This window comes from Pseudoalteromonas rubra, assembly GCF_005886805.2.
In the GTDB taxonomy this organism is placed as follows: Bacteria; Pseudomonadota; Gammaproteobacteria; order Enterobacterales; family Alteromonadaceae; genus Pseudoalteromonas; species Pseudoalteromonas rubra_D.
This window is the reverse complement of the sequence record NZ_CP045430.1, coordinates 844,978-871,841: the sequence shown is the minus strand read 5'-3', so window position 1 is coordinate 871,841 and position 26,864 is coordinate 844,978. Positions and strand designations below refer to the sequence as shown.

At 48.0% G+C, this 26,864-nt stretch carries 21 protein-coding genes and 1 tRNA gene; 12 read left to right on the top strand and 10 right to left on the bottom strand.

Annotated elements, in window-relative coordinates; translation table 11 throughout:
* Complete coding sequence (locus CWC22_RS22630; protein ID WP_138538459.1) at positions 1–1,185, bottom strand: cellulase family glycosylhydrolase; 1,185 nt, start codon at positions 1,183–1,185, stop codon at positions 1–3.
* A 479-nt stretch (positions 1,186–1,664) separates the two neighbouring features.
* On the opposite strand from CWC22_RS22630, the gene CWC22_RS22625 reads away from it, so the two are divergent.
* The 3 genes from CWC22_RS22625 to CWC22_RS22615 all read left to right on the top strand — a co-directional run bounded on the left by CWC22_RS22625 (position 1,665) and on the right by CWC22_RS22615 (position 4,514).
* Positions 1,665–2,090, top strand: a complete 426-nt coding sequence (locus CWC22_RS22625; RefSeq protein WP_138538458.1) for a DUF2809 domain-containing protein — start codon at positions 1,665–1,667, stop codon at positions 2,088–2,090.
* A gap of 278 nt (positions 2,091–2,368) precedes the next feature.
* On the top strand, positions 2,369–3,487 hold the full coding sequence (gene glf / locus CWC22_RS22620) for a UDP-galactopyranose mutase (protein WP_138538457.1): 1,119 nt from the start codon (positions 2,369–2,371) through the stop codon (positions 3,485–3,487).
* Between the two features lie 4 nt (positions 3,488–3,491).
* Complete coding sequence (locus CWC22_RS22615) at positions 3,492–4,514, top strand: beta-1,6-galactofuranosyltransferase (RefSeq protein ID WP_138538456.1); 1,023 nt, start codon at positions 3,492–3,494, stop codon at positions 4,512–4,514.
* Positions 4,515–4,586: 72 nt separating this feature from the next.
* Here the strand turns inward: CWC22_RS22615 and CWC22_RS22610 are convergent, their stop codons facing one another.
* The gene (locus CWC22_RS22610) at positions 4,587–7,157 is read right to left on the bottom strand and encodes a reprolysin-like metallopeptidase (RefSeq protein WP_138538455.1); all 2,571 of its coding nucleotides are present in this window, start codon (positions 7,155–7,157) and stop codon (positions 4,587–4,589) included.
* Positions 7,158–7,371: 214 nt separating this feature from the next.
* The gene (locus CWC22_RS22605) at positions 7,372–7,779 is read right to left on the bottom strand and encodes a hypothetical protein (RefSeq protein ID WP_138538454.1); all 408 of its coding nucleotides are present in this window, start codon (positions 7,777–7,779) and stop codon (positions 7,372–7,374) included.
* Positions 7,780–8,259: 480 nt separating this feature from the next.
* Between CWC22_RS22605 and CWC22_RS22600 the strand changes: the two genes are divergently transcribed.
* The 4 genes from CWC22_RS22600 (at position 8,260) to CWC22_RS22585 (ending at position 13,366) form a co-directional block, all read left to right on the top strand.
* Positions 8,260–9,012, top strand: a complete 753-nt coding sequence (locus CWC22_RS22600) for a substrate-binding periplasmic protein (RefSeq protein ID WP_138538453.1) — start codon at positions 8,260–8,262, stop codon at positions 9,010–9,012.
* 373 nt (positions 9,013–9,385) lie between these two features.
* Entirely contained in the window at positions 9,386–11,017 is a 1,632-nt protein-coding gene (locus CWC22_RS22595) for a trypsin-like serine protease (RefSeq protein WP_138538452.1), read from the top strand.
* 58 nt (positions 11,018–11,075) lie between these two features.
* Positions 11,076–12,290, top strand: coding sequence for a hypothetical protein (locus CWC22_RS22590; protein ID WP_138538451.1), 1,215 nt, complete (start codon positions 11,076–11,078; stop codon positions 12,288–12,290).
* Positions 12,291–12,355: 65 nt separating this feature from the next.
* A complete protein-coding gene (locus CWC22_RS22585; RefSeq protein WP_138538450.1) occupies positions 12,356–13,366 on the top strand; it encodes a tetratricopeptide repeat protein in 1,011 nt (336 codons plus the stop codon).
* Positions 13,367–13,380: 14 nt separating this feature from the next.
* On the opposite strand, the gene CWC22_RS22580 is transcribed toward CWC22_RS22585, so the two are convergent.
* The 5 genes from CWC22_RS22580 to CWC22_RS22560 form a co-directional block, all read right to left on the bottom strand.
* Positions 13,381–14,058, bottom strand: a complete 678-nt coding sequence (locus CWC22_RS22580; protein WP_138538449.1) for a response regulator — start codon at positions 14,056–14,058, stop codon at positions 13,381–13,383.
* Positions 14,058–15,497 (bottom strand): ATP-binding protein, encoded by a 1,440-nt coding sequence (locus tag CWC22_RS22575; RefSeq protein WP_138538448.1) that lies wholly within the window; start codon positions 15,495–15,497, stop codon positions 14,058–14,060. Before CWC22_RS22575 ends, CWC22_RS22580 begins: the two co-directional genes overlap by 1 nt.
* A gap of 29 nt (positions 15,498–15,526) precedes the next feature.
* Positions 15,527–16,030 (bottom strand): hypothetical protein, encoded by a 504-nt coding sequence (locus tag CWC22_RS22570; protein ID WP_138538447.1) that lies wholly within the window; start codon positions 16,028–16,030, stop codon positions 15,527–15,529.
* Positions 16,031–16,046: 16 nt separating this feature from the next.
* Positions 16,047–17,591 (bottom strand): YHYH protein, encoded by a 1,545-nt coding sequence (locus CWC22_RS22565; RefSeq protein WP_138538446.1) that lies wholly within the window; start codon positions 17,589–17,591, stop codon positions 16,047–16,049.
* Between the two features lie 198 nt (positions 17,592–17,789).
* Entirely contained in the window at positions 17,790–18,710 is a 921-nt protein-coding gene (locus tag CWC22_RS22560; protein ID WP_138538445.1) for a LysR family transcriptional regulator, read from the bottom strand.
* 142 nt (positions 18,711–18,852) lie between these two features.
* On the opposite strand from CWC22_RS22560, the gene CWC22_RS22555 reads away from it, so the two are divergent.
* The 3 genes from CWC22_RS22555 (at position 18,853) to CWC22_RS22545 (ending at position 20,017) form a co-directional block, all read left to right on the top strand.
* Positions 18,853–19,377, top strand: a complete 525-nt coding sequence (locus CWC22_RS22555; RefSeq protein WP_138538444.1) for an NADPH-dependent FMN reductase — start codon at positions 18,853–18,855, stop codon at positions 19,375–19,377.
* A 161-nt stretch (positions 19,378–19,538) separates the two neighbouring features.
* Positions 19,539–19,614: transfer RNA gene (locus CWC22_RS22550), tRNA-Ala, on the top strand.
* Between the two features lie 88 nt (positions 19,615–19,702).
* On the top strand, positions 19,703–20,017 hold the full coding sequence (locus CWC22_RS22545) for a cupin domain-containing protein (RefSeq protein ID WP_125562528.1): 315 nt from the start codon (positions 19,703–19,705) through the stop codon (positions 20,015–20,017).
* Here the strand turns inward: CWC22_RS22545 and CWC22_RS22540 are convergent.
* A complete protein-coding gene (locus tag CWC22_RS22540; RefSeq protein WP_138538443.1) occupies positions 19,997–22,390 on the bottom strand; it encodes an ATP-binding protein in 2,394 nt (797 codons plus the stop codon). The two genes, CWC22_RS22545 and CWC22_RS22540, sit on opposite strands and share 21 nt — an antisense overlap.
* A 236-nt stretch (positions 22,391–22,626) precedes the next feature.
* Here CWC22_RS22540 and CWC22_RS22535 point away from each other — a divergent pair, with 236 nt between their 5' ends.
* Positions 22,627–23,562 (top strand): cytochrome-c peroxidase, encoded by a 936-nt coding sequence (locus CWC22_RS22535; protein WP_138538442.1) that lies wholly within the window; start codon positions 22,627–22,629, stop codon positions 23,560–23,562.
* Positions 23,559–26,372, top strand: a complete 2,814-nt coding sequence (locus CWC22_RS22530; RefSeq protein WP_138538441.1) for an EAL domain-containing protein — start codon at positions 23,559–23,561, stop codon at positions 26,370–26,372. The genes CWC22_RS22535 and CWC22_RS22530 overlap by 4 nt, the downstream gene beginning before the upstream one ends.
* Here CWC22_RS22530 and CWC22_RS22525 read toward each other — a convergent pair.
* Complete coding sequence (locus tag CWC22_RS22525; RefSeq protein WP_138538440.1) at positions 26,369–26,839, bottom strand: DUF3293 domain-containing protein; 471 nt, start codon at positions 26,837–26,839, stop codon at positions 26,369–26,371. The two genes, CWC22_RS22530 and CWC22_RS22525, sit on opposite strands and share 4 nt — an antisense overlap.
* Positions 26,840–26,864 lie beyond the last annotated feature (25 nt).

The following is a 26,864-nucleotide window of genomic DNA, read 5'->3' as shown; positions in this document are numbered from 1 at the left end:
TTATCTGCCTTCGCTGATCCAGCCTTTGACCCAGGTGCCGGCCTCTTTGAGCTGGCTGTCGACAAAGTTCTGAGTGTTACAGGTACTGCGTTTCCAAACTGCTCCGCTGCGGAAATCGTCGGAATAGTTCCAGTTGGTCCAGCTGATCTTTTTGCGTTTCATCAGGTCGATATATTTCTGTGAGCTGATTGGATCATTCGGGCCATCGCCATCATAGTTTTGAGTGCCCCATTCACTGACAAAAACGGGCAGTACATCAGAGGCCTGATCGAGTACAGAGCGGTGATAGTCTTTGTGTGATGCCGCGTAGAAGTGGAAAGTGTACATGATGTTGTCGAACGGTACCGGATCGTTCAGTACCTCCTGCACACTGCCACCAGTAGATGCGCCAAACGTAGACCAGCCATGGGTGCCGATCAGGATCAATGCATCGGGCTGGATAGCCCGGATAACCGGGATGATTTGCTCGCTGTAATGACGCACTTCTGGCCAGCTGACGTTATTGGGCTCATTGGCGATGTCGTAAATCACGTTGTTGCGGTTTTTATTGGCAGTGACTATGTCGGTAAAGAACTGTTTAGCCAGGTCCAGGTTATAGTTCGGGTCGCCCGGGTTAAGTTGGTGCCAGTCTACCAGGACATATAATCCACGTTGGCTTGCCATGTCGATGAGCGTGTTCATCTGTTGGGTAAATCCGGCTGGATCAGTTTCATAACCGCCTTCTTGCACGTACAGGCTGAGGCGGACAATATCGGCTTGCCAGTCCTGTGCCAGCACATCCAGTGATGCACCCGTTAAACATTTGTTCAGCCCGTACCATTGCAGGCCATGACTGCTCATGCCCCGTAGCTGGATTTGTTGTTGTTGCTCACTGCACAGCCCGGTGCCGCATACGCTGAGTTTACCATAACGTTCAACCGGTGTGATTGGACTTCTGGTATCGCAGCGGCCAAGATATTGCCAGGCTGAGCTGCTACCAGGCTCTGAGCGGGTCCACCAGTTTGCGCGATAAAGTTTGCCCTGATGCTGCATTTTGTCATTGGTGTTGGCGTGGCTGGGATTGCCCTGCCAGTCTGTTTGTGTCCAGTCGGGGTAAGTATTGACCCCCTGACAGCTTGCTGCATGAGCCTGACTGACTGCCAGTCCGGTTGTGAGTGAAATGGCGACTAAGTGCTTAAGATTCATAATATTGCTCCTTTACATGTGTTGGTTCTGTTGACGTTCTTTTTGAGAAATAACCAGTAAAATTGCCAACAGGCCCTATCCAACATAATGGAAAAACGGGAGGAGCGGCTTAGACTTTAGTCTAATTTTGATCGTTAAGTATTGTAATTGGATGGAATTGTGTCATCAGCTATTTCGCAGGCCTGTACGGGCGGTAATTTTGGGGCTTTGTCAGTTCAATCGTTTTCTGATATTACTACATGGTTCTATGGTGGGAACTAATGCGTTTCTTATCCATCATTCTTAATAATAAAAACAAGGAATTGCCATGGCACTGGATGGCCGAATGACGTCATTTAACGTCCAGAAACTGCTCGGGTTACTCGAAGAACTAGCGATAAGTTATACCCATATTGAACTCGGTGGTCGTTTTGGACTATGAGCGACTTTAGCGAGTTAACAGCGCATGAAGCGCACTAGCGTATATTGTTGGAAGAGGTATGGCATCTATGGTTGTTATCAGACGTAGTCTTATTTTGTATCCAGGCTTAGCCTTAGTCACGATATTGCTCGGCCTGCTCAGCAGGTCCTCGCTCATTGAGTTGCCCAGGCTGCTCTCTCTGTATGCCGGTGATACCTTGTGGGCAATGATGGTTTTCTGGCTATGTTGCTGCGTGAGGCCAGCTGTACGCACCACTGTGGTTGCTTTGCTGGCTGTTGGGTTTGCCTTTTCGATTGAATTTTCTCAGCTATATCAGGCGCAGTGGCTTAACGATATCCGTCATACACGCCTCGGCGCACTGGTGCTGGGCTTTGGCTTTAAAGTCAGTGATCTGGCGTGTTATGCGCTGGGGATCCTGATGGCAGCTGGTATGGATAAATGCATCCTTGATCGTCAAAGGTCAGGCATACAAAGTATGCGTTAAGCAGGTCTATTTTTTTCCTTAATCAAAATGAACGTGTGGAACGTTTGTTTAACAAGCCGATTTATGGGGAAATACTGTTTATCTACTCTGCTACTGGATAACAAAAAATTACTTGTCTTTTTCGCTTGCATCCGGGATGTGTCAAAAAGGTTAAGTTGCATATGTATTGGGCACTAATTTGTTACTTTACACCATGATGAATAATCATTTCTTCACTTTTTCTGATATAGTTTTGCGCTTACGATAGAGCCATGAACGATTCACAAAGGCAAATTTTAATGAATGAAGCTCAATACGATTACTTGATTGTCGGTGCAGGCCTGTTTGGTGCTGTATTCGCTAGAGAAGCAACTGATCAGGGCAAAAAAGTCCTGGTGATAGATAAGCGCGACCATACCGGTGGTAATATCTACTGTGAACAGGTTGAAGGGATTAACGTGCACAAGTACGGTGCGCATATTTTTCATACCAGCAATCAGCAGGTGTGGGATTACGTAAATCGTTATGTGACATTCAATCACTATGTCAACTCGCCGGTTGCCAGACACGAAGACAAGCTTTATAACCTGCCTTTTAATATGAATACCTTTTATCAGCTGTGGGGCGTGACTACACCCCAGCAGGCAAAAGAGAAAATCGCTGAAGCGCGTGCGCCTTATGCTGATCTGACTCCACAAAATCTGGAAGAGCAGGCATTATATCTGGGTGGACGCGATCTGTACGAAAAGCTCATTAAAGGGTATACCGAAAAGCAATGGGGTCGACCGGCCACTGAGATCCCGGCATTTATCATCAAACGTCTGCCGTTCAGGTTCACTTTCGACAACAACTACTTTAATGACCGTTATCAGGGGATCCCTATCGGCGGTTACAATGCCCTGACTGATGCTTTGTTTGAAGGTGTGGAAGTCAGAACTGGCGTGAACTACTTTGAAGATGCTGAAAACCTCAACAAGCTGGCAGATAAAGTGCTGTATACAGGTAAAATTGATGAGTTCTTTGGTTGTCAGTTTGGCAAGTTAGAATATCGCAGCCTGCATTTTGAAACGCAAGTGCTGGATGAGGAAAACTATCAGGGCAATGCTGTGGTGAACTACACAGAGCGCGATGTGCCTTATACGCGTATTCTGGAGCATAAGCATTTTGAATTTGGAACACAGGAAAAAACCGTTGTTACTAAAGAATACCCGCATGAGTTTAGTAAAGACAACGAACCTTATTACCCCATTAACGACGAAACCAATAATGCGCTGTTAGCACGCTATCAGGAGTTGGCAAAAACAGCCCCTTACGCTGATAAGTTTATTTTTGGTGGTCGTCTTGCCGACTACAAATACTATGATATGGACGACACCATAGAAGCAGCACTGGCATTAACCGGCAAGGAATTGGCATAACATCATGAGTCGTAAAGTTTATATCGCAAGAAACTACCGTTCTAAGTTCGATGCGGCCGGTAAGGCAAAGATGGACTGTGAGACCATTCTACAGAACAACGGTTGGCAAAATATCGGCTTTAAACAGACCTGGATTGCAAATTCAATACTGGGTACGCTGATCAGTGCACTGGGCGTGAGTTGGGCGCTGTTGAGACTGAAGTCCGGCAGCACGGTGTGCCTGCAGTATCCGTTTAACAAATTTTATGGTTACTGCTTGTGGGGCGCAAAACTGAAAAACAGTAAAGTGCTGACCCTGGTGCACGACGTGCGTAGCCTCAAAGGTAAGTACGGCCACTCAGAAAAAGAAATTAAGATGCTGAATAAATCAGACCAGCTGATCGTGCATAACGACAAAATGCGGGCCTGGTTTGAAGAGCAGAACATACAGGCTGAGATTGCCAACATCGAAGCGTTTGACTATCTGCATACCGATAACCCGAATGCTCACCGTACGCCAACGGACTATGAGCAAATTCGGGTCGTGTTTGCTGGTAACATGGGTCCATTTGTGTATGAGCTGGATGCGCTTGAGCGCGGCAACTTCAAGTTTGATCTGTATGGTGTTGGTTATGATGAGAAGAAAGTCAAAAACATCAACAATACGATACTGGACTACAAAGGCTGTTTTCCATCAGACAAAGTGATTGATCATATTGATGGGGACTTTGGCCTGGTTTGGTATGGCAATACACTGGATACCTGTGATGGTGTGACGGGTCAGTACCTTAAGTACAACAATCCGCATAAATTGTCTCTGTATTTGTTGTGTGATATGCCGATCATCATCTGGGACAAAGCAGCAATGGCTGATTTTGTTGAGGAGCAGGGGATAGGTTTTAAAGTCAGTTCGTTGCGTGACATTAAAACCCGCCTTGCGGAGCTGACACCAGAGCAAATCGATCAGATGAAGGAGAATGTTCAAAGAGTAAAAGCGGATGTGCAGTCGGGTCAGTATCTGACTCGTGCTTTGGACAGGCTGGTTTAACGGACGTTCCGGCTCATAACCATAACCATGGCCAGGTGGCAGGCTTACTGTGCCAGCCCCTGGCCTGATTGCTTAGCGGCGTCGTCTGCGCAGCAGCAACAATCCACTCAGTAGTGCCCAAGGGCTGAATGAGCCTGAGTTGCCATCGTCTTTATCATCGTCTCCATTATCCGGATTGGGATCCGCTTTAACGGTCACTGTTACGCTTGCATAGTCGCTGCCCCCTTGTCCATCTGCGATATCATAGCGAAAGACTTCAGTGCCGGAAAAATCGTCTTGTGGTGTATACACTAACTGATTATTGCTTATGGTCACCTGGCCTGCACCACGATAATCCACGCTGTTTATCTTCAGCGTATCACCATCCACATCCTGATCGTTGTCGAGTACAGTGAACGCATTATTTTTCGATGCAAAGTCAACGCTGTATGTATCGTTTTTAGCCTCAGGTGCATCATTGACAGGTATTACTGTGACGGTGAGTGTGTAAGGCGCACTGGTGAGTGTGCCGCTGGTAACCGTTACCGGCACACTGAGTTCGCCATGAAAGTGCGTAGCAGGTGTGAGTGTTGTACCCGTGACCTGGTAGTTTTCACCATCAGCCAGAGTGATTGCGTCTATGGTCATTGTTTGCGCCAGGATCAGATCACCCGGTTTTATCTGCAAGCTGCCATCTTCGTCAAGGCTAAGCGGCTTTTGCCCTGTGATCTCAGGCGTTGTGTCACCGGCGGACTCAGTATTGATACTGAAGTCACCCTGGTTGATTGCGAAGAAGATGTTGTCATGACATTTGACCTGAATGCGGGCTTGCTCGGTGCGAATATTGCCGAGCTTTACCTCATACTGACCAGAGTTAGGTACTTGCTTAGCCAGCTCGGTGGCAAATGTCTGGCCGCCATCTGCGGAAAGTAAAATATCCACGTTTTTGCAGGCAACCGGGGCATTTTCTGTGTCGGCAGTGTGCCATTTCACCAACTGTGTGTTGCCTCGCCATTGGCTTGACCCGTCTGGTAAGGTCACGGCAAAGCCTTTTTCATTGCCAATTACGGCGATTTTGACGGCATCATCACTTACGCCGCCATGGCCATCTCTGACAACCAGGCGAAAGTTAAGCGCTCTGGTCGTGGTGGCATAGGCTTCGCCAAAACTTGGTTGACCTGACAATATATCTGCCATTTTTGGCAATGTGCGTTGTGGCGTGCTGTTTGGGTTAAAGGTCCTGAACAGCGGCCTATTACCATCATCAATGCTGTCCTGAGCTTTGTCAGCAGAAGCCTCACCTAGGTCAAATTGTTGCCAACTGTAGCTGAGAGTGTCCTGCTCTTTGTCTGTTGCTGTGCCGCTTAAAGTAAAGGGAGTACGTGCTGGAATAGTGCGATCTGCGCCGGCGTTCACTTGTGGTTTGGCATTGTCGCGCTCGCTATGAACCCCACAGTTTTTACCCGATGATAGCCGGGCATAGCGATTCATTTGGTCCAGAGAATGGATATGGAAATAAGGGTCGGAATTGGCTTGCAGATCCTGCTCATCGCAAATGCCAGTGTAACCCATGATGGTTGACCCACTGGCCGGTTCATAGGCACTACCTGGAGCGCGGTTGCCACCACAAGCACCCGCCTCGCCATTAAAGGTGTGATCGGCGCCCAGTTGGTGGCCTATTTCGTGCGCAACATAGTCGATATGAAAGGCGTCATTGGTGGGCTCCTCGCTGCCGGTGATCCCTTCCGCTTTGAGTTCGGTGCAAACAACTTCGAATCCGGCAAGACCGCCACCCCCTGTACCAACCAGGTGACCAATGTCATAGCTATCGGCACCAATCAGGGTATTGATTTGCTCACTTATTTTATCTATGTCTTCGTCTGTATTGTTGAAAGGATCTGTATTCGGGTCGATAAAAAGCAATTTGTCATTGTCGCCAACCAGTTCAAATTTAATCGCCAGATCGCGCTCGTAAACGTCGTTAATCCGATTGACCATAGTGACGATGGCCGCCAGTGTTGTTTCTTTGCTACCGCCATGAAAACGGGCGTATTCACCTGTGGTAGCGATAGCAATGCGATAGGTGATCTGAGAGTTTGGCAGCGTGTCGGCATCATTGTTCTGTGCGAGCTGTGCCAGACGGTCATGCATCTGAGTATGTCGATGTTGTTTACGTGGAGCGTGTTGTTTCAGTGTCTTTTTGCCTGTGGGCTGACTGCTGCCAGTGTAGCTGCGGTAGTGGTGCTGTCCTGCACGTGGTTGAGGGTCCAGGTAGACACGTTGCCCCTGATAGTTGAAGACACCAAAGAAGCCGTTTGGCCCCAGATCAAATCGTCCGTAGTGCATCGGGTTGTTTTTTTGATGACCGCTGAATGTTTTGATCTGTGGGAACCTGCTTGCCAGTTCTGGCGCCATGACTTGGTTTGGTTTGAGCACAAATTCAACCAGCTTGCCATCTGGCAGAGGGAGCATCAGAGAGGTTGTTTGTGTGCCACTCAATGAACTGAGCTGCGCGTGCAGCGCACTTTGATCCAACAGGTATTGGCTTTGATGATTGTGTGGTTTGGCATGGTGTTGGTCAACGCTTTGCCAAAGCGGAGAATCCGCGATTGCATACGTACAGGCGACGTGTGACAGGGCCAGTGCAATTAGGTGTTTTTTCATAATCGTATCCCATTGATGAATTCCAATAGGACTGTAGCGTTTTGTTGCTGGTGGCTGGGTATCTGATTGTCTGCCTTTTGTATCCGGGCTGATACATAGTGCTTGGTACGTAAACGAAAAAGGCCGCACGTCTGCGGCCTGAAGTCTGAATCAGAATCCCGCTTTCCTTGCTGGATTACTGAGTGAAAGCGTAACGCTGTTTGGCCTTTATGCCTTAGTACACAGTGACATAATTGACGTTGACTGTTCCTTCGTGAAAGAGCTGGTTGAACTGATGATATTCTACGTCGATTTTAACCATGGCATAGTTGGTTTCCAGTGAGTAATCACCGCCTACTGAACGAGAGAAGGTGCATTCAGCTTGTGCGTACAGATACACAGCGGACGCAGGCTGTACAAAGTAGTTCAGTACATGCTGGTTGCATGACTGAAGTTCGTATCCTGCATCCAGAAGTTGACCTTTGATCTCCTGATACTGACGGCCATATTCAATAACTTCATCAACGCTGCTGTATCCAGCCCGGGTCGGTGCCTGTTCAGTTTGGACAACAGAGGAGGTGGCATTTGCAAGTGCAGTTGTGCTGGCCAGAGAGAGTAAAGAAACAAGTAACGCATTTTTCATAAATAAACTTCCTTTTTGCTATAAAGCGCTGAGATCAGACGTAATAAATTTAGGGTAACCTTTTGCCTTAGATCACAGCAGATGACAATGACGCGGTGCTTATCACCGCGCCTTTGAACTCATGGTGGTACATTATCATGAAACTTATGTTTCGATAAATAGACGAAATAAAGAAAGTTTTATTTATATATTTTTATTTTTGTGCAAATTCCATTCAAATTAACCTTGATTATTGATTTTTTCTGAAAGTAAGTGTGTGCTCACTATTGTTTTGTTTTATATGTATGAATATTTTCATATTGCTAGTTCTTTTTTCTTATTCAGATAACTTAAATATCCGATGTTTGGATAACAATTTGTTTATATTCCTTTGCCTAAGCGTGTTGCTTAACTAAGCTTAAGATCTGTTTTGAGCGAAAGCGTAAATGATGAATAAAGATGTCAATCAAAATAATCAGGTACTGAATCCGGCTGGTTGTGATGCCTAGAGTCAACCGCTGTGTTGTGCTGATTTTATGTATTGTACTGAGCGCAGGTGCACAGGCTGCGCGGTACTCTGTTCTGGTGTACCACGGCGCGAATCCTCCTTATAACTATCTGGATGGCAGAGAGCAGGCCGGTATATTTAAGGACATGTTTACCCGCCTTGGTGAACTGACTGGGCACGAGTTTGAGTTTGTGCCACTGTCTGTTGCGCGCGGGCATAAATCGTTTGAGTCGGGTGAAATTGATATTGAGCCGGGGGTAAACCCCAGTTGGCGAAAAAGCTCCCGAGTACCGGGTATTTATAGTATTGACTATGCGTTTTCTCGAGAGGTGGTGCTGGGTCGTGCAGAAGCACGCGCTTATAAGCAACCCGAGTCTTTTTACGGCAAAGTGATGGGACGCGTACGCGGTTATCGGTATGGGCCGTTTGAGCGTCATTTTGGGGCTGGGAAAATCGCGGTATATGACAATATTTCTGAGCGAGAGCTATTGGTGCAGCTGGCTCATACCCGGCTGGATTATATCATGATTGGCGATGTAACAGCGGCCTACTATATTGCATCAATCCCGGCTTACCGAGGCTTTAAGGAAGTCTACGAGATAAGCAAGTTGCCGGTTGCTATGCGCATTCAGCCAAAACATGCTGAGCTAAAGCAAGAGCTTGATCAGGCATTGAAGTTCATGATGGATCAAGGCGAAATCAGCCAAATTTACCGTAAATACGGCATCAACATGCTGCCTTTCTGACTCATATTTATTGGCCTCTATCTTTGGGTACATATGTAAATGACGCTCTTGGGACTGTTTCGTCTTGCTCATGGTGAATTTATGTCAAAATTAAGTCAATCAGTCCGTGTTTTTCTAGTTTAAGTCTTTGTTATTTAAAACGTTCCAAACTTGCTGAAGTGCTTTTTCCTAAATAATTATGAAATAAATTTCGCGTTTAACTGTAAAACATCTGTTACATTTAAGTGTTTAAAATACAAACTAATGATGAGGAAGTGACTAAATTTTTAACTGGTCCATCCAGTTGTTTTTTTCATCATGGGCATTGATCTTTGTGTGTATCTCAGATTATTTCTAGATTGCTTTTTGAGCAATAACCATACAAGGATACAACATGAAAATTACACTTTTGGCTGCTGCTGTATTGTCACTTTCAGCAACTGCCGTCTCTGCGAATACACAACAATCGGGCCTGCCTGATATCACTCCTAGTGTCGTGGGTGGTATTGAAACTCCAGCTTATTCAAGACCATATCAAGTTGCATTATTGATGAATGGCCGTCAGGGCTGTGGTGGTACACTGTTGAGTGAAAATTGGGTACTGACCGCGGCACACTGTCTGGACAATGCTTCAACAGCTAGCCTGACTGTCCGTGTTGGTGCGCATTCAATCAGTCGCGGCGATGGCGATACTTTGCGTGTATCTCAGATTATCATGCATGAGAGCTGGCGTGGTGCGAACGGCATTCGCTCCGGTTATGATATTGCGGTACTGCGCCTGGCAACGCCAGCCGCAAGCAAATACACCCCGGCTAAGTTACCAACACAGTCCATTGCGGATCAGTATGCCGGCGTTGGCGCTTACCCGACGGTATCAGGTTGGGGATTAACCTCTAATCGTGGTCGTCCGAGCGATGTGCTGCGCGAAGCTCAGCTACCTGTGATTTCTAACGCAAGTTGTAGCAGCCAGCTGAACTTTAACATCCCTGGCTCCGTCATTTGTGGTGGCGGCGAAGGCGGTCGTTCAGCCTGTAATGGTGACAGTGGTGGCCCTTATGCGGTCCGTGTTGGCAACGATTTCTACAGCATAGGTACTGTGAGCTGGGGTATTGCCTGCTCTGGTGCGACGGCATTTACTCGTACAACCAGCTACCTGGACTGGATTGAGCGTAAAACGGGTTTGAGCCCGGATAATCCGACGGATGAAAAACCAGTTGCTGATTTCAGTGCGTCGGTTTCTGGCATGACAGTGAGCTTTGCGAATCGCGCGACAGATGACAATGGCATCACAGCTTATGACTGGAACTTTGGTGATGGCAATCGCTCAAGCGCAGCAAACCCACGTCATACCTATGCCGCTGATGGTAGTTACAATGTGACGCTTACCGTGACAGATACTGCGCAGCAAACAGCTACTGTGTCTCAGGTCGTGTCTGTTGGCGAGCCGCCTATTTGTGACGTATCCCCCTGGGATCGCGCTACTTCTTATGCTTTAGGTGAGAAAGTGTCTTATCAGGGCAATATCTATGAGGCTATCTGGTGGTCTTCTGGTGCCCAACCAGACCTATACCCGAATGTCTGGAAGAAATTGGATAGTTGTGGTGGTAATGGCGATCCGGCACCGGTTGCAGGCTTTACTGTGGCTAAGTCAGGCCTGAGTGTTACTTTGACTAATACCAGTACAGATAACGGTCAAATTGTGTCAAATCAGTGGCAGTTTGGCGATGGTCAGAGCGCATCACAACCTTCGGTAACGCACACCTATGCGGCAGCGGGCACCTACACAATCCGCCTGACTGTGACAGATGATCAGGGTCAAAGCAGCACCCTTTCAAAAGAGGTGACGGTTGGCGGTGACAACAACTGTCAGGGTATTCCTAGCTGGAGTCCTAGCACTGTGTACAACACAGGTGATCTGGTTGCTAAAGGTGGTCAGGTATATGAAGCCCAGTGGTGGGTGCAGGGTGAAGATCCAGCCCAGTCAGGTCCCTGGGGTCCATGGAAATCTGTAGGCACCTGTAACTAGTCGCTTTTTTGCTCAGTCCCGGGTAATCTATCAGAAATTAAACGGTATACAGAAGATCATGGGACTGAGTCATCAGGCGCATAGCGAACTACGCAGGCTGGGCGAGCGTGTAAAAAAAGTGCTCACGGCGATAATGCGGGCGATGCCCGCACAAGCACAAACCATCGGCGGATTTGCTCGTCATATTGGGTGTCATCGCTCAACCAGCCAGCGTTTATTTAATGCATACAAGGCCAAGTCTGGCGAACAGGTGCTCTACCATTTACCCGGGCAACAGGCGCTGAGCCTGCTGGGAGAGCAGCTATCAGGGCACATTCCCTGTGATTTGATAGTGCAGTGGCGTCAGGTGAGTGAGCGCTTTTCTGCCACCATTCCTCAGTATGCAAGAAGTCATGCAGAACTAAAACGACTACTGGATAACCGGCAAGAGGACAAAGTGAAAGCACGGGATGTCAATCTCTCTGGTCAGGATAAGCGGGCTCAGCTGTATTATGCGGCCAAGTCGCTGCTTGGCATGAGTATGGAGGAGATTTTCTGTGCCTATGTACTAACCCGAGGCAAGGGCCGCGAGGGGTTTTTGCAGGAAGTAGCCATGATCAGCAAATCGCAGATCAAGCGTGAGACCGGTGCCGCACCTTTCGTGCAGTTTTACACGCATCCTCACAATGATGATTTCATCGCTCCTTTGAACATAGACGCCAATTGTCGTGTTGAATCAAAGCGCTTTAGTATCGGCATTGCGCAAGAGCTATCAACACCTGGGTTGCACCAGGCATTTGCCAGCTATTCACCCGGTAACAGTGGGTTGGTATTTGACCCTGTTGCGGGCCATGACCGCTTTGATGCAACCTTTATTTTTAATAACCCTGATGAGCTGGTTGACCCGTTAAGTCATGACAGTCAATGTAGCTCCACCAGTATTTCGATTAAAAATCCGGCCAAAAAGTTGCGCTTACTTGTGTTGATAGAAAAGCAGCTGGATCGCCACAGTTGCGTGAATGTCGGTTGTTATCATGGCAACCAAAAAGTGGAAGAAGGGAAGCTCAGTGTGGAAGATATGTGGACCGAACGTCTGCCAGAATTTCCAGAACTACGCTTGATTGACTTAAATGCCGGTGCGCAGGCATTACACTGGGATACTGTACAACAGCAAAAGCTCGACTATCTATTTCGCTACGCCAGCTTGGATCCTAGCAACTACCGATGTTATCTGATGGAAGTGGATTATCCAATCTGGTCCAGCACTTATCGTATTTACTTCGAACATCAGTGAGTGACTTTGAACAATTGCTGGGTGCATTCTATAGTTTCAGGAGATAGGCAAAAGCGGAACGGGTGATGTTACGAGCGATGATTGGCCTGTGGATGATGCTGTTCCCGGTGGCATTATGGGCTGCTACACCCAGTGAGGTGATTGATAAACTTCAAGAAGCCGAAGACTACTTGACGGTAGACCCGGCAACTACCTTAGTGCTACTGGAGCAGGTTGATAATGCTCAGCAACTTCCTACCTCTTTGTTTTTACGTTGGCACTTTATTCGCGTGCGTGCCGCCGTGCCGACCCATCAATTGGCACAGATGGAATATTCCCTGGAGGCTGTTTTTTCCCACCATAGTCACCCCTATTTTATCCAAAAACTACCCACCGCATTGAGTGCATTGGGGATTTGGTTGCGTCGCCATAATTACCTTAATGATGCGAGACAAAGCCTGGAATGCGCCTATAAATATGCTCAGTCAGAACAGCAGAAGCTGGTACTTACTAATAGTTTGGCATTGGTTTCTCGTCAGCTTGGCGATTATGCCAAAGCCAGACGGTTGTATGGCAGAGCCATGAACATTGCTGATAAGGCCGGCATTACATCAAAAAATGGCATTATCAATAATAACCTAGGGATCATAGCGTTAGAGCTGGGTGAGGTTACTGAGGCAGAGGTGCAGTTTCGAAAAGCGCTTGCCAGTTATCAGGAAATAGATAAACGATCCGGGCAGATCTCCGCGGGTGTAAATTTGTTATTTGCTTTTATTATCCAGGAGCAATTGTTGAATTATCAGCGTTTATACGGACCTACCTCCAGGCTGACCGCATCCTTCCCCAACGAAACTAAGCAGGCCATGTTACTCTGGGTTAATGCCCGGTTTATGCAACTAGAAGGTCACCCGGTTAGTCAGCAGAGTAAAAACAGTCTTAAATTGGCATATACCCAGCTTCAGGATGATAATGTTCGCCGCCTGGTATTCCAGCACCTGGCAAAGCCACTGGGTGTTGATGTTAATCTGCCCAAGCCGGTGGTCGTCAGACAGTTCGAGCGTAGCTGGTATGAGGTGGTTAAAGCTTGTGACTGGTAAGCATGCCACTGGCATTACCCCGCAAATTTATACCCTACACCATAGACAGATGTGATGGGGGTCTGGTCGGGTGCAATGGTGCTGAGTTTTTTTCGAATATTTTTGACATGGGTATCTATGTTGCGGTCGACAATATCGTCACTATTGGGGTAAAGCTGTTCAATAAGCTGGGCACGAGAAAAGACCTGTTGTGGATGACTAAGCAGCAAAGTCAATAACTTAAACTCGCTGGGAGTCAACTCCAGCGGCTGAGCCCGATAACTGGCAGTGAACTGAGCTGGGCTGATAATGAAGTCTCCCACTTTGAGCTCGTCTTGTTGTTTAGGTGCAAAGCGACGCAGTACCGCCTTAACTCTTGCCATAACCTCCCGGGGGCTGAAAGGTTTGCAGATATAGTCATCTGCCCCCAACTCCAGGCCGAGCAATCGATCAATTTCATCTTTTTTGGCGGTGATCATGATCATAGGTATGTCGCTGAATTGACGGACCTGACGACAAATACTCAGCCCGTCTTCACCCGGTAACATCAGATCCAGCAGCACAAGATCGACCTGATTGTGTTGCAGGAATGCGACCACACCATCACCACGTTCCAGGTGCGTGACGTTATATCCTGCGGCTCTGGCATAGGCGATAAGTACCTCGGCAATATTGGCTTCGTCTTCTACAATCAGCAAATGCAACTTGTTCATTATGGGTTCTCTTGTGGTTGACAGGGCAAGCTGAGGGTGACACAGAGCCCGCCCAGCGATGAATCACTCAGTGCAATGTTACCCTGGTGCGCTTCTATTATGGTTTTGCATAAAGCTAGTCCGAGTCCGCTACCACCATACAGGCGGCTTCGTGATGGTTCGACCCGATAGAAGCGCTCAAATAACCTGACTTTTTGCTCGTCAGAAACACCCGGAGCTGAATCTTCGATACGGATGATCACCCGGCTGGCCTCATGGGCGATGACTATCCTTATCTGGCCGCCGCTATCCGTGTAGCGGCGGGCATTTTCTATCAGGTTAGAGAATAGCTGGCACAGGCGCTCTTTATCTGCAATGACTTCTCGAGGTGAGAGCGTCATGGCGTGTGTCAGTGCGGTCATATCCAAAGTGATAGCGCGTTCTGCAATTTTACTCTCAAGCCCCTGAATAGTTTGCATAAGAAGCGGCAGAGGATCAATCGCGGCCATGGTGTAGCGATAACCGCCAACATCTGCACTGGTCAGCTGATAGAGATCGTCAACCAGACGACTAAGGTTGTCGACCTCGCTTAGTAACAGTGCTGTTTTATCGGCATCCATGGTAAAGACGCCATCTTCGATGGCTGTCAGTTGAGTTTTCAGTACGGTTAGTGGTGTGCGTAACTCATGGGAAGTATCGGACATCCATTGACGTCGACTTTTCTCATTATCTTCGAGGATCTGTGCCAGCTTATCAATGCGCCTTGCCAGTATCGCCAGTTCATCACTACCCGTTTGATTCGCCCTGCTGCTGAAGTCTCCCTGCATCAGTTTATCTGTGCACTTCATCAGTCGTTGAATGGGTTTGCTGAGTTGTTTTGAGACAAACCACGCCATCAGGAGTGCCAGTAGCAGTGCCGATAAGGCAATCCACAGATAATTGCTGAGTTGCTGGAAAATAAACTCGTCGTTGCTTATCTGTTTACTGGCCGTTGTCTCACTGACGTGGGCAGGGTCCCAGCCAAGCCAGCCAATGAGCTGGCTATCGAGCTTCAGAGCTTGCTGGTAGCGATTGCTCTGTAATGTGGGCTTACCTTCAATGCGTTGTTTGTTGTGGTCATACAAGCTGATCCGTCGGCCCGTGTCGAAGTAGCGGCGGTCACCATGTTGGGCTGGATTAAATATCTTATCACGGCGACCATCACGGTTTTGTTGTACCTGTTCCGGTTGCATCAGCTGCTGCCACAAACGACGATTGTGGCGTAAATTTTGCCAGCTGCCTTCACGCTGATAAAAAGCCAGCAAGCGCGTACGGGTTTGCTCAACATGACTTTGTTCACTGCGCTCAACCAGGGTCGCAAAGTCGCTGGTCAGGCTGCCTGCCGTTAATCCCAGCTGGATTGCAATGATTGCCAGGTTGGTGAGCACGATGGCCAGAAACAGTTTGGCAAAAAGGTTCAAATGTGGCTCCTGTAATCCTATGTGCGTCGTCAATTAAAGGTAATGAGTGCCGTTTTTCCGGCTGCCAGCATGCGATATTGTGGTCTTGTTACGTTGAGATGAACCGTACCCAGTGAGGGGGGGAGTGTCAGGCTTACCTGTTCAATTTCCAGACCTTTGCTGCGGTGCAGACCTTCCAGAACCAACTCTGTCTGCCCTGTATGGTGAGCCAGAGTGTGCAGGCTTTTAAGCTGCAAGGCAACTATGGTGTTGTTGAGGTGCAACACTGTGTTTTTTTCAATCAGGCTTTTAATAAAGGCCTGTTGCTGTGGAGGGGTCAGGTTGGTTGCCATCACCGCATTGGTGTCACCCAGCATCCAGGCTGCCGGGTCCTGAAGGGCTTGAAACCAGTTCTGCATATCAATGTGTAAACGCAGCTCTGCCTGACCATCTCTCAGGGTGAGCCTGGCTTTATTGCTGTCTATATTGTGTGCCATAGCAGCGTCGATCTGACTCAGCACACCCATTAATAGCAGGCAGAATAGGTATTTCATATGGGGTTACCTCTTTTTATCGGCACAAGGTGCCAGTTTCAACGATCCCGCCATTGCTGACCGTTTTTTGTTCAAACAGATAACAGTTTTCCTGTCCACTAATTGGGGTGTAGTTGACGTAGTACTGTGTGCCCTGATGCGTATAGGTCATGCTTCGAGTACCATCCGCCAGAATGGTATGTTGCAGGTTACTGACACCGCCTTGTGGTGGCGTCAGATTTGCACGCATCTGGGGGTTATCGCTACTTAAAGGAGCAACACGCGGAAGGATCTGGGTATTTACTTCACCCATTAAACACTGAAATACATAGGGAGCCTGATCTGACGTATGATATCGGTAACCATATTCACTATCTGTCTGGCCATGGCATAAATCCAGCGTGCCTTCGGCAATTTCACTGCCGTCCGGGTTGTTATGCCCAAACAAAGGGTAGCCATCATAACCCCAGCCCAGAATGGCATCATCGCCCTGGTTTTGCATAGCGGCAATCATACAGGTCGGCGCGGCATGGTAGTGGTAGTCATCCCCACGCCCGGCGTGGCCACCACAGTTGTCGAGCTGCCCAAGTGCCTTGGTATCTACTTTAGGGTCGTACTGATACAGGTCTAGCTCGCCTTGAGCTGAATAATCATAAATAGGCACTCCGTTTACCGCGACTCCGAGTGCCGCGTCGATGGTGGTGGGAGTGCCACTTAATTGCCGGTCAAGCGGAATGGGTGCTGCATACCCGGGCGCTGGCACAGGGATCTGTTCATTGCTGCCAGTGATGCCATTCATAAGATCATGAGCCGGGTAAGTATCGGATGTGATATAGGCATACTCATTGTCACAGGTGACAGCAACATCGTTGAATCCTGCGTTGCTGACAGACTGTTGTACCTGCTCACAGGCGCTGAGTGCGACATCAGGAAAGCGGTTTACGCTTACCGTTAAAGTAGCCGTATCTAGAGTCAGAGAATCGATGGCGTTTAGAAAAGTGTCCCTGTCTACCGTTATATTCTGAGCCAGAGGTGGGCTGTCAGACAGTGCGTACAGAGTAAAAGTGAAGAAGTGTTGGCCCGGAGCTTGCGGACAGGGCGGAGCGTAAGCTTGCTCGTTATTTACACTGTTATTGCCAAGGGTACCGATTGAGGCACCGGCTGCCATCGTTTGTATATCGCCATTGATATTGTAAACCAACCAATGCTGCTCGTTTGCTGCAGTGGCCATGCTGATAGCGTACTCTTGTGTATTGGCTGGTGCGCCTGCCCAGTTCAGTGGTGGTGACAGGTTATCACCATCACACGTGTAACTGGTTGGCAAGGCGCCCTGATTGTTGAACGCCGGGCTGGTCAGACTGAATGTGGAGGGTTGTGTTGTGTCACCAGCTGAGTCGTCACTTGTGTCGCCCTGGCTGTCACTTGTGTCGCCCTGACCATCATTTGTGTCGTTTTGCGCATTATTAGTGGTATCCGATGATGTATCGGTTTGCGTTGTGGCAGCTGAGGTACCTGAGTCCGATGAACCTGAACCACAGGCTGCCAGCAGGCTACATAATATGATTAAGAATAGTTGTTTCATGCAAACCTCAAAGTGGCTGTTGTTCTATTACCTAGTCTAGATGGCAAATGTGGGGATAAAATAGTGTAATTAGAATTTTTTAGTGTTTATAAATTAATTGGTTACGTTCATAGCAACATGCTTAGTGCGTAAATGTGTGGAAACTGTGTGGTTTGTTTACCAGGATAAAAATAATCCTGGTTACAAAGTATGTATGATTCAAAATACCGGTTGCGATTTTACAATGTGCTCAAAATGCTCCGATAACAGGTCGATAAAATGCCGCACTTTGGGTGAAAGGTGACGGCGGCTTGGATAAACCACATAGACGTTTACATCTGGCTGTGGGTACTCAGGAAACAGGGTAACAAGTTGCTGTTGCGCGATGGAATTGTCGACATAAAACGCAGGCAGGCGCGCGATGCCTATCCCGTCACGAGCCATGGCAGTTTGCATATGACCGTTGTTGCACAAGATCCGCTGTCGCACATCTACATGAAAGGGGTTGCCTTGTTTGTCTTTGAACTCCCAGCGATCCGGGGTTTTATGATTGCTGTAACAAATACTGTGATGCTTTTCCAACTCTTTTGGGTGATGTGGTTGCCCAAACCGACTGATATAGTCCGGGCTGGCAACAACGTAGGTTTTGCATTGATAAACACGTTTGCAGATTAGGCTGGATTCTTCCAGCTGTGGTGTCGCTCGCACGGCCAGATCATAGCCATCACTAATCACATCAACCGCTTTGTCTTCAAGGTCCCATTCCAGCGAAACATTTGGATAGCGGTTCAGGTATTCAGCTAACACTGGTTGCAGGTAGTCGGTACTAAACGCCACCGGGCAGGTGATTTTAAGTGTGCCTCTGGGGATGTCATCAGTCACATTTAGCTGTTGTGCTGCGGCCTGAGCATCCTGGATCAGCTGAGTGCAATTTTGGTAGTAAGAGTCACCTTCCGGCGTCAGTGCCAAGGTGCGCGTGGTGCGGTTTAACAGTCGTACACCCAGCCTTTCTTCAAGTCTGGCGACCACTTTGCTGACATGCGAAGGAGAGTGACCCAGTTTTTGTGCTGCGGCAATAAAACTCTTACTCGCGACGACTTCAGTGAAGATCTCTATACCTTCAAAAAGATTGTTATTCATATGGAAATAGTAACTTTACTTTTACCCTATTAATCATTATTAAAACCTAATATACACTGGTTGTCATCAGCTTGAGGTGAACGCTTATCGAAGTGAGCACCTATACAAACCTAAGTTAGTCTTATTTTGAGAGGGTAATCCCATGAAAGTATTAGTATTTGCAGCCAGCAACAGCCGTCAATCTATTAACCAGCAACTTGCAAGCTATGCTGCCTCGTTGATCCCCAATGCAGAGGTCGAAGTGTTAGACCTGAATGATTATGAAATGCCAATTTACAGCATTGAACGTGAAACAGACAGTGGCATACCAGACGAGGCACAGCGCTTCTTCGCCAAAATTGGTGCTGCGGATGCGATTATTGTTTCTTTTGCTGAGCACAATGGCAGTTATACAGCGGCCTACAAAAACTTGTTTGACTGGACATCACGCATCGATATGAAGGTATACCAGAATACACCTATGCTGATGATGGCCACGTCTCCGGGTCCAGGTGGAGCAAAAAGTGTATTGGCATCGGCTGTGGGTTCTGCCCCTTATTTTGCTGCTGATGTTAAAGCCAATCTGTCTGTACCTAGCTTCTTTGATAATTTTGATTTAGAAGCAGGTGAACTTAAAAATACTGAGATTAAACAGGAGCTTGAAGCTGCCCTAAAGTTGTTGCACTAAGCTAATTTGAGCGCTTAAGCACCTTATTAATTCAGGCCGGATGATACAAAATATTTTCCGGCCTGTTTGATTTTTATTCTAACAGCCTAATTACTTTAAAAAAGTTACCTTTGGGGGTTTTCAAAGACAAAAAAATCTTCTAGTATCTTTGTCGTCGATTTGGGGCTATAGCTCAGCTGGGAGAGCGCTTGCATGGCATGCAAGAGGTCGGCGGTTCGATCCCGCCTAGCTCCACCAAATCTCTTATCCTTCCCATGTTGTTGTTTTTATTCCGCCTTAGTTACGATACAGTTGTCGTAATCAATGTTAATTTTTCGGGGCATGAATGAACAATTTATTTGCTAACTTGCCAGCTGATCTCAGCGATGAAGTCTTTCAAACACTCTTGTCTCATGAGCAGCTAAAAATTGAGCGGATCGTCTCTAAAGGGCACACTTCTCCGTCTCAGGGGTGGTACGACCAAAATGAACATGAGTGGGTGTTGGTGCTGCAGGGCGAAGGTGAGCTGACATTTGAAGACGGTCGGGTTGAGCGCCTGGCTGCGGGCGATTACATCAATATCCCGGCCCATTGTAAGCATAAAGTCAGCTGGACCGACCCTGAGCAGGAGACAGTCTGGTTAGCCATTTTTTATCGATAACCATTTATCCAGCACGGTCTGGAGCTTGTCCAGAGCAATGGGTTTGCTGATGTAATCATCCATACCAGCGGCAAAACAGGCCTCTATATCTTTGATCAGTACATTGGCAGTCAACGCGATGATAGTGAGCTGCATGTGCTGAGGCATGCTACGGATTGCTTTTGTCGCTTCAATGCCGTCCATATTGGGCATGTGCATATCCATCAGCACCAGATCATAATGTTCTTTTTCCAGCTGCTGCAAGGCTTGCTGGCCATCGGTGACAATGGTGACGCTGAGGCCCAGCTTTTCTAAAATGGCCTTAGTGACAATCTGATTGACCGCATTATCTTCCGCTAACAAAATATGGCCATGTAATTCTCCCAGCGTCACTTGATCGCTGTCTTCTGAATAAATCAGGCAGCACGTGGTTACTGGCCAGTTAAAGTCAAACTGAGAGCCTTCCCCTTGCACCGATTGACAATTGAGATGGCCACCGCACAAGTCAATAATATGCTGACAGATACACAGGCCCAGCCCGGATCCCCCATAGCGCCGGGTAGTACTTTCATCTTCCTGATAAAACGGATTAAAAATTTGCGGGAGCTTGTCTTCTGCGATACCTATGCCGCTGTCAGATACGGTAAACCTGAGCATTACCTGCTCCATGTTGCCAATGTTTTCTACTTCCAGACGGATAAACCCTTCGTGGGTAAACTTGATGGCATTATTGAGCAGGTTGAGTAAAACCTGTTGTAAACGGTGTTTATCACTGACCACCTCTTTGGGCACCGTATCGCCAATTACCAGCTGAAATCTCAGCCGTTTTTCAATGACTTTTTCACTGAATATCTGCTCCAAATGGTGTAATACCGCATATAAGTCAAAGGGCTCAAAATACAGAGATACTTCGCCCTGATCTAGCTTAGAAATATCCAGAATGTCATTAATCAGAGTCAGCAGGCTCTGCCCCGACTCATTGGCAACCCGGATCAGGGTGGTTTGCTCTGCGTTAAAGCTGTTTTGCTGGTTGAGTAACTGGAGGGTACCCAGAATGCCATTCATGGGTGTGCGTATCTCATGGCTCATGTTAGCCAGAAAGCGGCTTTTGGCATTGGCGGCTTCTTCTGCGGCGAGTTTCGCTATTTCCAGTGCCTGAGTTCGCTCTTCCACTCTGTGTTCCAGTTCAGATTCGCGCTGGAATACCTTGTCGCGCATCTGTGCAAACGCCCGGCTGAGCTTGGCCAATTCATCTTTGCCCCGGGTAGACAAAGACACATTAAAGTTGCCCTGAGTCAGTGCCTGTGCGGCTTTAGTGAGTTTGGCAATGGGCTGATATATGCTGTTCGAGAAGCGCCAGGCAACCAGCAAAGAAATGGCAATGGCAAATGCCAGAATAATCAACAACTGTTGACGCAGTTCATACACCGGGGCGAACACCACATGTTCGGGTAAAGTTAACGCGATGCTGTACCCTGAAGACTTGACAGGCGCATAGAAAATATAAGATTTAGGCCGGGTGGGGGTTTGAGCCAGCTGCGCATAGCCATTAAAGCCTGCAATCATCTTCAGGCCAATTTCTTTAAGTTGTGGGTCTGCTTCTTCAGTGACCTTTAAGCGTACTGCGATTTTTTCGCCAATGTCATTAACAACAAATTTCCCCTGTTCGCGTTTGAGTTGGATGATTTTGTCTGGCTGCCAGTGATACATGTAAATGCCTTCCTGAGAAACCAGCATAAACCGGGCGTTATCGTAAAACTGATGAACAACTTGTTTGGAAACAGCCTGTACCAGTCTATCTATCTCGCGCCAGGGAATGCTGCCACCCAGTAGACCAGCTACTTTACCATCATTGGCCAGTATGGTCGCTGCGACTACGATTTGTTTAACGCCTGTTGTGTAGGAGATCATCGGCTCGGACACGTAAACTTCAGCGTTTTGTTCAACATTTCGGCCTATGGTTTGTTGCCAATAATCGCGACGCGAAATGGTTCTTTTACGTGCCGTTGGTGACTTATCATCGAAGGTACGGAGCATATTTTGAAAGGGGTTTCCGCCTTCGGTATTGTGAAAGCTGCCGTCGGGCCGACCGATAATGAACTTTTCGTAAGTCTGGTCATGGGCGGCTTTTTCTGTTTGCAAAATGGGGGAGATGTGCGCAAAGTCCATGGCTTTTAAGGTTGGTTGGCGCGCCAGAGTCGCCACTTCGCTTTTGCGTTTAGCGAAATAGCGGTCGAAGATGGCGGCTGCATTATAAACTTTGGCCTGAGCAGCTGAGATGCTCAGACGTTTTGCCTGCTCGGTACTGTGCAACATGGCTAGTAAGAATATCACCAGCATTGGAGCTAGTGCTGTTAATCCCAGGATCACCGTCAGGCGCGTTTTTAATTGCATATATCAGATTAAAAAGCTTCTTATCTCACAAGTTTAGACAATATTTTGGCTTACACCTCTCGTTATTGAATTTTTCTCCTTAGTCTGAAGATATAAAGTGGCGGGTTACCGGGAGGTTGACCTCAGCCGATTAGTGCTTTGCTGAGATCGTCCATTCTTTATTCCATATCAAGTCAGCCAAGATTAAGGACTGCTACATTAGTAAGGTGTTTAGCCCCTATGAGTGGTACTAAAGCGTGATACTGAAATTTCTGATTTGGGCGTTGTTGTTTGGCTCGGTATGGGTCTCAGCTGAACCCATTTTACCACTGCACAGTGTCGCAACGGATGCTCGCAAGGTTGCATTAGGTCGGCAGCTATTTTTTGATACCCGGCTGTCTCGCAGTAACGAAGTAAGCTGTGCTTCTTGCCATCAATTGACAACGCATGGCGCTGACAACACTGCCCGCTCTAAGGGAGTCGCAGGGCGGCTTGGTGACGTGAAGGCGCCTACCGTCTACAACTCTGTATTTAATATTCGTCAGGCCTGGGATGGCAAAGCTGTTGATTTAAAAGCTCAGGTCACGCTACCTGTAGAAAACCCCAAAGAATTCGCCACCAACTGGCCTGTGTTGATCGCCACGCTCAATAAGGATAAAGCCTTCCTGGACGCCTTCACACAGGTTTATAAAGACGGACTGTCGAGTGATGCCATCAGTGATGCTATTGCTCACTATGAGCGCAGCTTAATTACCCTCAATGCGCCTTTTGATCTGTGGCTGCAAGGCAAGGGGAGTTTGTCTGGGCAAGCGCAGGAGGGATATCGTTTATTTAAATACTATGGCTGTATCAATTGTCATCAGGGTAAAAATGTGGGTGGTAATATGTTCGCCAAAATGGGCACTTTTGGTGACTACTTTGGCGATCGTGGTACTCCCATAGAACCTGCAGACTATGGCCGATACAATGTGACGGGTCGTGAGGCCGATAAGTTTACTTTTAAAGTGCCGGGTCTGCGTTTGGCCGCGAGACAAACCTTCTTTTTTCATGATGGCAGTGAAAACAGTCTAACTGGCGCTATCAATACCATGGCCCGATATCAGCTTGGCCGTTCACTCAGCCAGGCGGAGTTAGAGGCAATTGCCGCTTTTCTTGAAAGCCTGGTTGGCCAGCATCAGGAAATGACACAATGAAGCGTTCAATGAAACTTAACTTCCCTGTCATTGGTCAGTGCCTGTTGGTAATGCTGCTGACGGCTTTGATGGTGTACTTCTTTCGCGCTCATATTGCGACCGGAGAGCGCCAACATGAGCAGGTATCTCATTTGTTTGATGCCAAATCCATCGATGCCAAACTGGATAAATTTGCACTTGAACTCAGTGTGGGTAGTTTGCGCCATTTTGATGAGTTACAGCAACTGGATAGGGCATTGCAGCAGCTGACAAATAAGCAGCAAAATCGGCATGTTAGCATGGAGTTTCTTGCTTACCTCAGGTTGCTCAGACACAAGATGGCACTGATGGAGCAATTGAAAACCCAGGCAGTGGGGATGCGCAATGGCCTGACTTATTTGCCTGTGGTACTGGATGAAATGATTGCCATGCGGCATCCTCAGGCATTACTTGGCAGTACCATACTCGCCAGTCTGGTAACTTCTGGCCAGCCACTGGATGAACTGTTGCTGGATACCCGCATTCGGACTTTAGCTGAGGCGACTGTCGTATCGCAAAGCCATGCTTTACTCAGTCGTCGATTTGTCAATCATATCCAGGTTGCCGTTGAATACTATCGTCAGGTCCATGCGACGCGCCAGGATTATCTGGCCATCAATAGTAAGCAGGCCTTTGCTCTCCTTTATGGGGCACAAATGGACTTGCATGGTTCGCAGTTGAGGCAAACCCGGACTTTGAGCGAACAGTTGTTTGGGCTGACGGTGGTGCTGTTACTGACTTTGTTGTTTATCTTACAGCGGTTAAACAAAGCCAAAAACCATGCCTTGCAAGCCAGCCAGTTATTGCATGATGCCATTGAACGTCTGCAAGAGGGGTTTGCACTCTATGACAGCGAGGGAACACTGATGCTGACAAATCAGTGCTGGTTGCGACACTACGGGGTGACATCCAGGTCAGAGTTTCCGCAAACGCTGAGTGAGTGGCAACAACGCCAGTCGGAGTTTGTTCATGAACAAAGTGACACACCGCAACGACTGCAAAGGACAACACACGGACGCTGGTTGCAAATTCGCCATGCTCGCACGGCTGAAGGGGGATATGTTTACATCAGTGTGGATGTAACTGAGTTTAAAGAAGTTGAAGCGGAGCTTAAGACCGCGGCGGCGGTTTACCAGGCGACTCAGGAAGGGATCATGACCACCAATGCTGAGCTGGAGATCATGGCGGTGAATCCGGCTTTCACACGCATTACCGGATATCAGGAGCAGGAAGTTTTGGGCAAAAAACCTAACTTGCTCAGCTCAGGCCGTCACGATAAGCGTTTTTATGAGCATATGTGGCAAACCCTGCAAACCAAAGGTGAGTGGGCGGCTGAGATCTGGAATCGCCGTAAAGATGGCACGGTTTACCCTGAATGGCTCGCCATCAGTGCCGTTCAGGATGAGCAGGGTCAGGTTCAGCAATACATTGCGGTGCTATCCGATATGACAGAGCGCAAGGAACAGGAAGCCAAAATTGCCTATCAGGCGATGTATGATGCGCTTACCGGATTGCCAAACCGACGTTTGTTGCTGGACAGGATCTGTCAGGACCTGAAACAAATTGAGCGTCAGCCTCATCTGAGTGCTTTATTATTTATCGACCTGGATCGCTTTAAGCGCATTAACGATGCAATGGGGCATGACGCGGGTGATAACTTGCTGCTGGAAGTGGCCAACCGGCTGAATCACCTGGTGCGACGTACTGACACTCTGGCCCGTTTTGGTGGCGATGAGTTTGTGTTGTTACTTAGTCAGATCAGCGAGGTTGAGGATGCTGCAAAAGTCGCGGAAAAGATCCTCACTTCTTTGGCTCAGCCCTTCACTATCAACGGGTTTGAAGTGATCAGTGGCGCCAGTATTGGCATTGCCATCATGCCTGATGATGCCCGTGAGCAACAGGAGATCCTACGCCGGGCTGACCTGGCTATGTATAAAGCAAAAGAAAGCGGTCGTAATCAGTATCATTATTTTGCCCCTTCAATGCAGCAACAGGTTAACCGGCGCGTAGAGCTGGAACAATTGCTGCGCAGAGCCATAACAAGCAACGAACTGGAGGTATTTTATCAACCCATCATTGAGCTTAAAACGGGTCAGTTACATGGCTTTGAAGCCCTGACTCGCTGGTCACATCAGGGGCAATACATTGCACCGGACGAGTTTATTCCGGTTGCAGAAGAAAGTGGCCTGATCTCTGAGCTGGGGGAGTGGATGCTGATGCGCGCCACATCAGACATTGCGGCTTTAAATCGTACGCTCGATCTGGATTGCTGTTTGTCGGCGAATATTTCCAGTCAGCAATACCGGCTGGGCTTCAATGCCACAACCTTACGGCATATTCTGGTTCAGACCGGATTCAAGCCAGCCAATCTGGCGCTTGAGATCACGGAGAGTATTTTACTCGATGATGATGAGGCCATCCTCGCCTGGCTTGAAGGGCTCAGAGCGACGGGGGCACATTTATCGATAGATGATTTTGGTACTGGTTACTCTTCGTTGAGTTATTTGCGTCGTTTTCCCATTAACACCATTAAGATTGATAAGAGCTTCATTCATGAGTTCGCACATGCTCCGGACTCACAAAACCTGGTGCGTGCCATATTATCGATGGCAGCCAGCCTGGGTTTGTCTGTCATTGCTGAAGGCGTGGAGCATGTCGCACAGCTCGAAGGCCTCAAGGAAATGGATTGTGATCTGGTGCAGGGCTATGTGTATGCTAAACCTATGTCACTCAGTGAACTTGAGATCTGGTGTAAGACCTTTTCTCAAAATCACCTTCAGGATCTGGCCTAGACGTGCAAAGGTAAATGGTTCAGGTCCTGAATGGCAGCATTATGTGCGGGGAGTGCACGATAAGTTATGCGTGCCTGAAATGACGCGTTAAGCTGCACTCGTTGCTGAGAGTGATGGGTGTTGTGCAACCAAACCTGGTCTTGTTGGACGAAATAATACGCTTTTTGATAACACAATGCCGCCAGCCGGGTGGCTGCTCGCTCTGAGCATACAATCAATAAACTGAATTCCCGATAGTCAAGACTGGCACTGGTTCCCCAAAGCGGGTGCATTTTGTAGCCCTTGCGCTTTAATGCCGGATAGAGCAGGCGTTGAAACCGGCGGTTTTCAGCAAGTGTTCGTTTTATGCCCCATGGATTCCACAAACTGACGATTGCGCCATTCGGAGCTGCAGGGAGCGCGGCACAAGGTCTAAACCAAACATTCTGATAGAGCTGCCACAATTCATTTTCAATTTGACGGTGCATGTATTTTCACGAGTTACTTCACAGT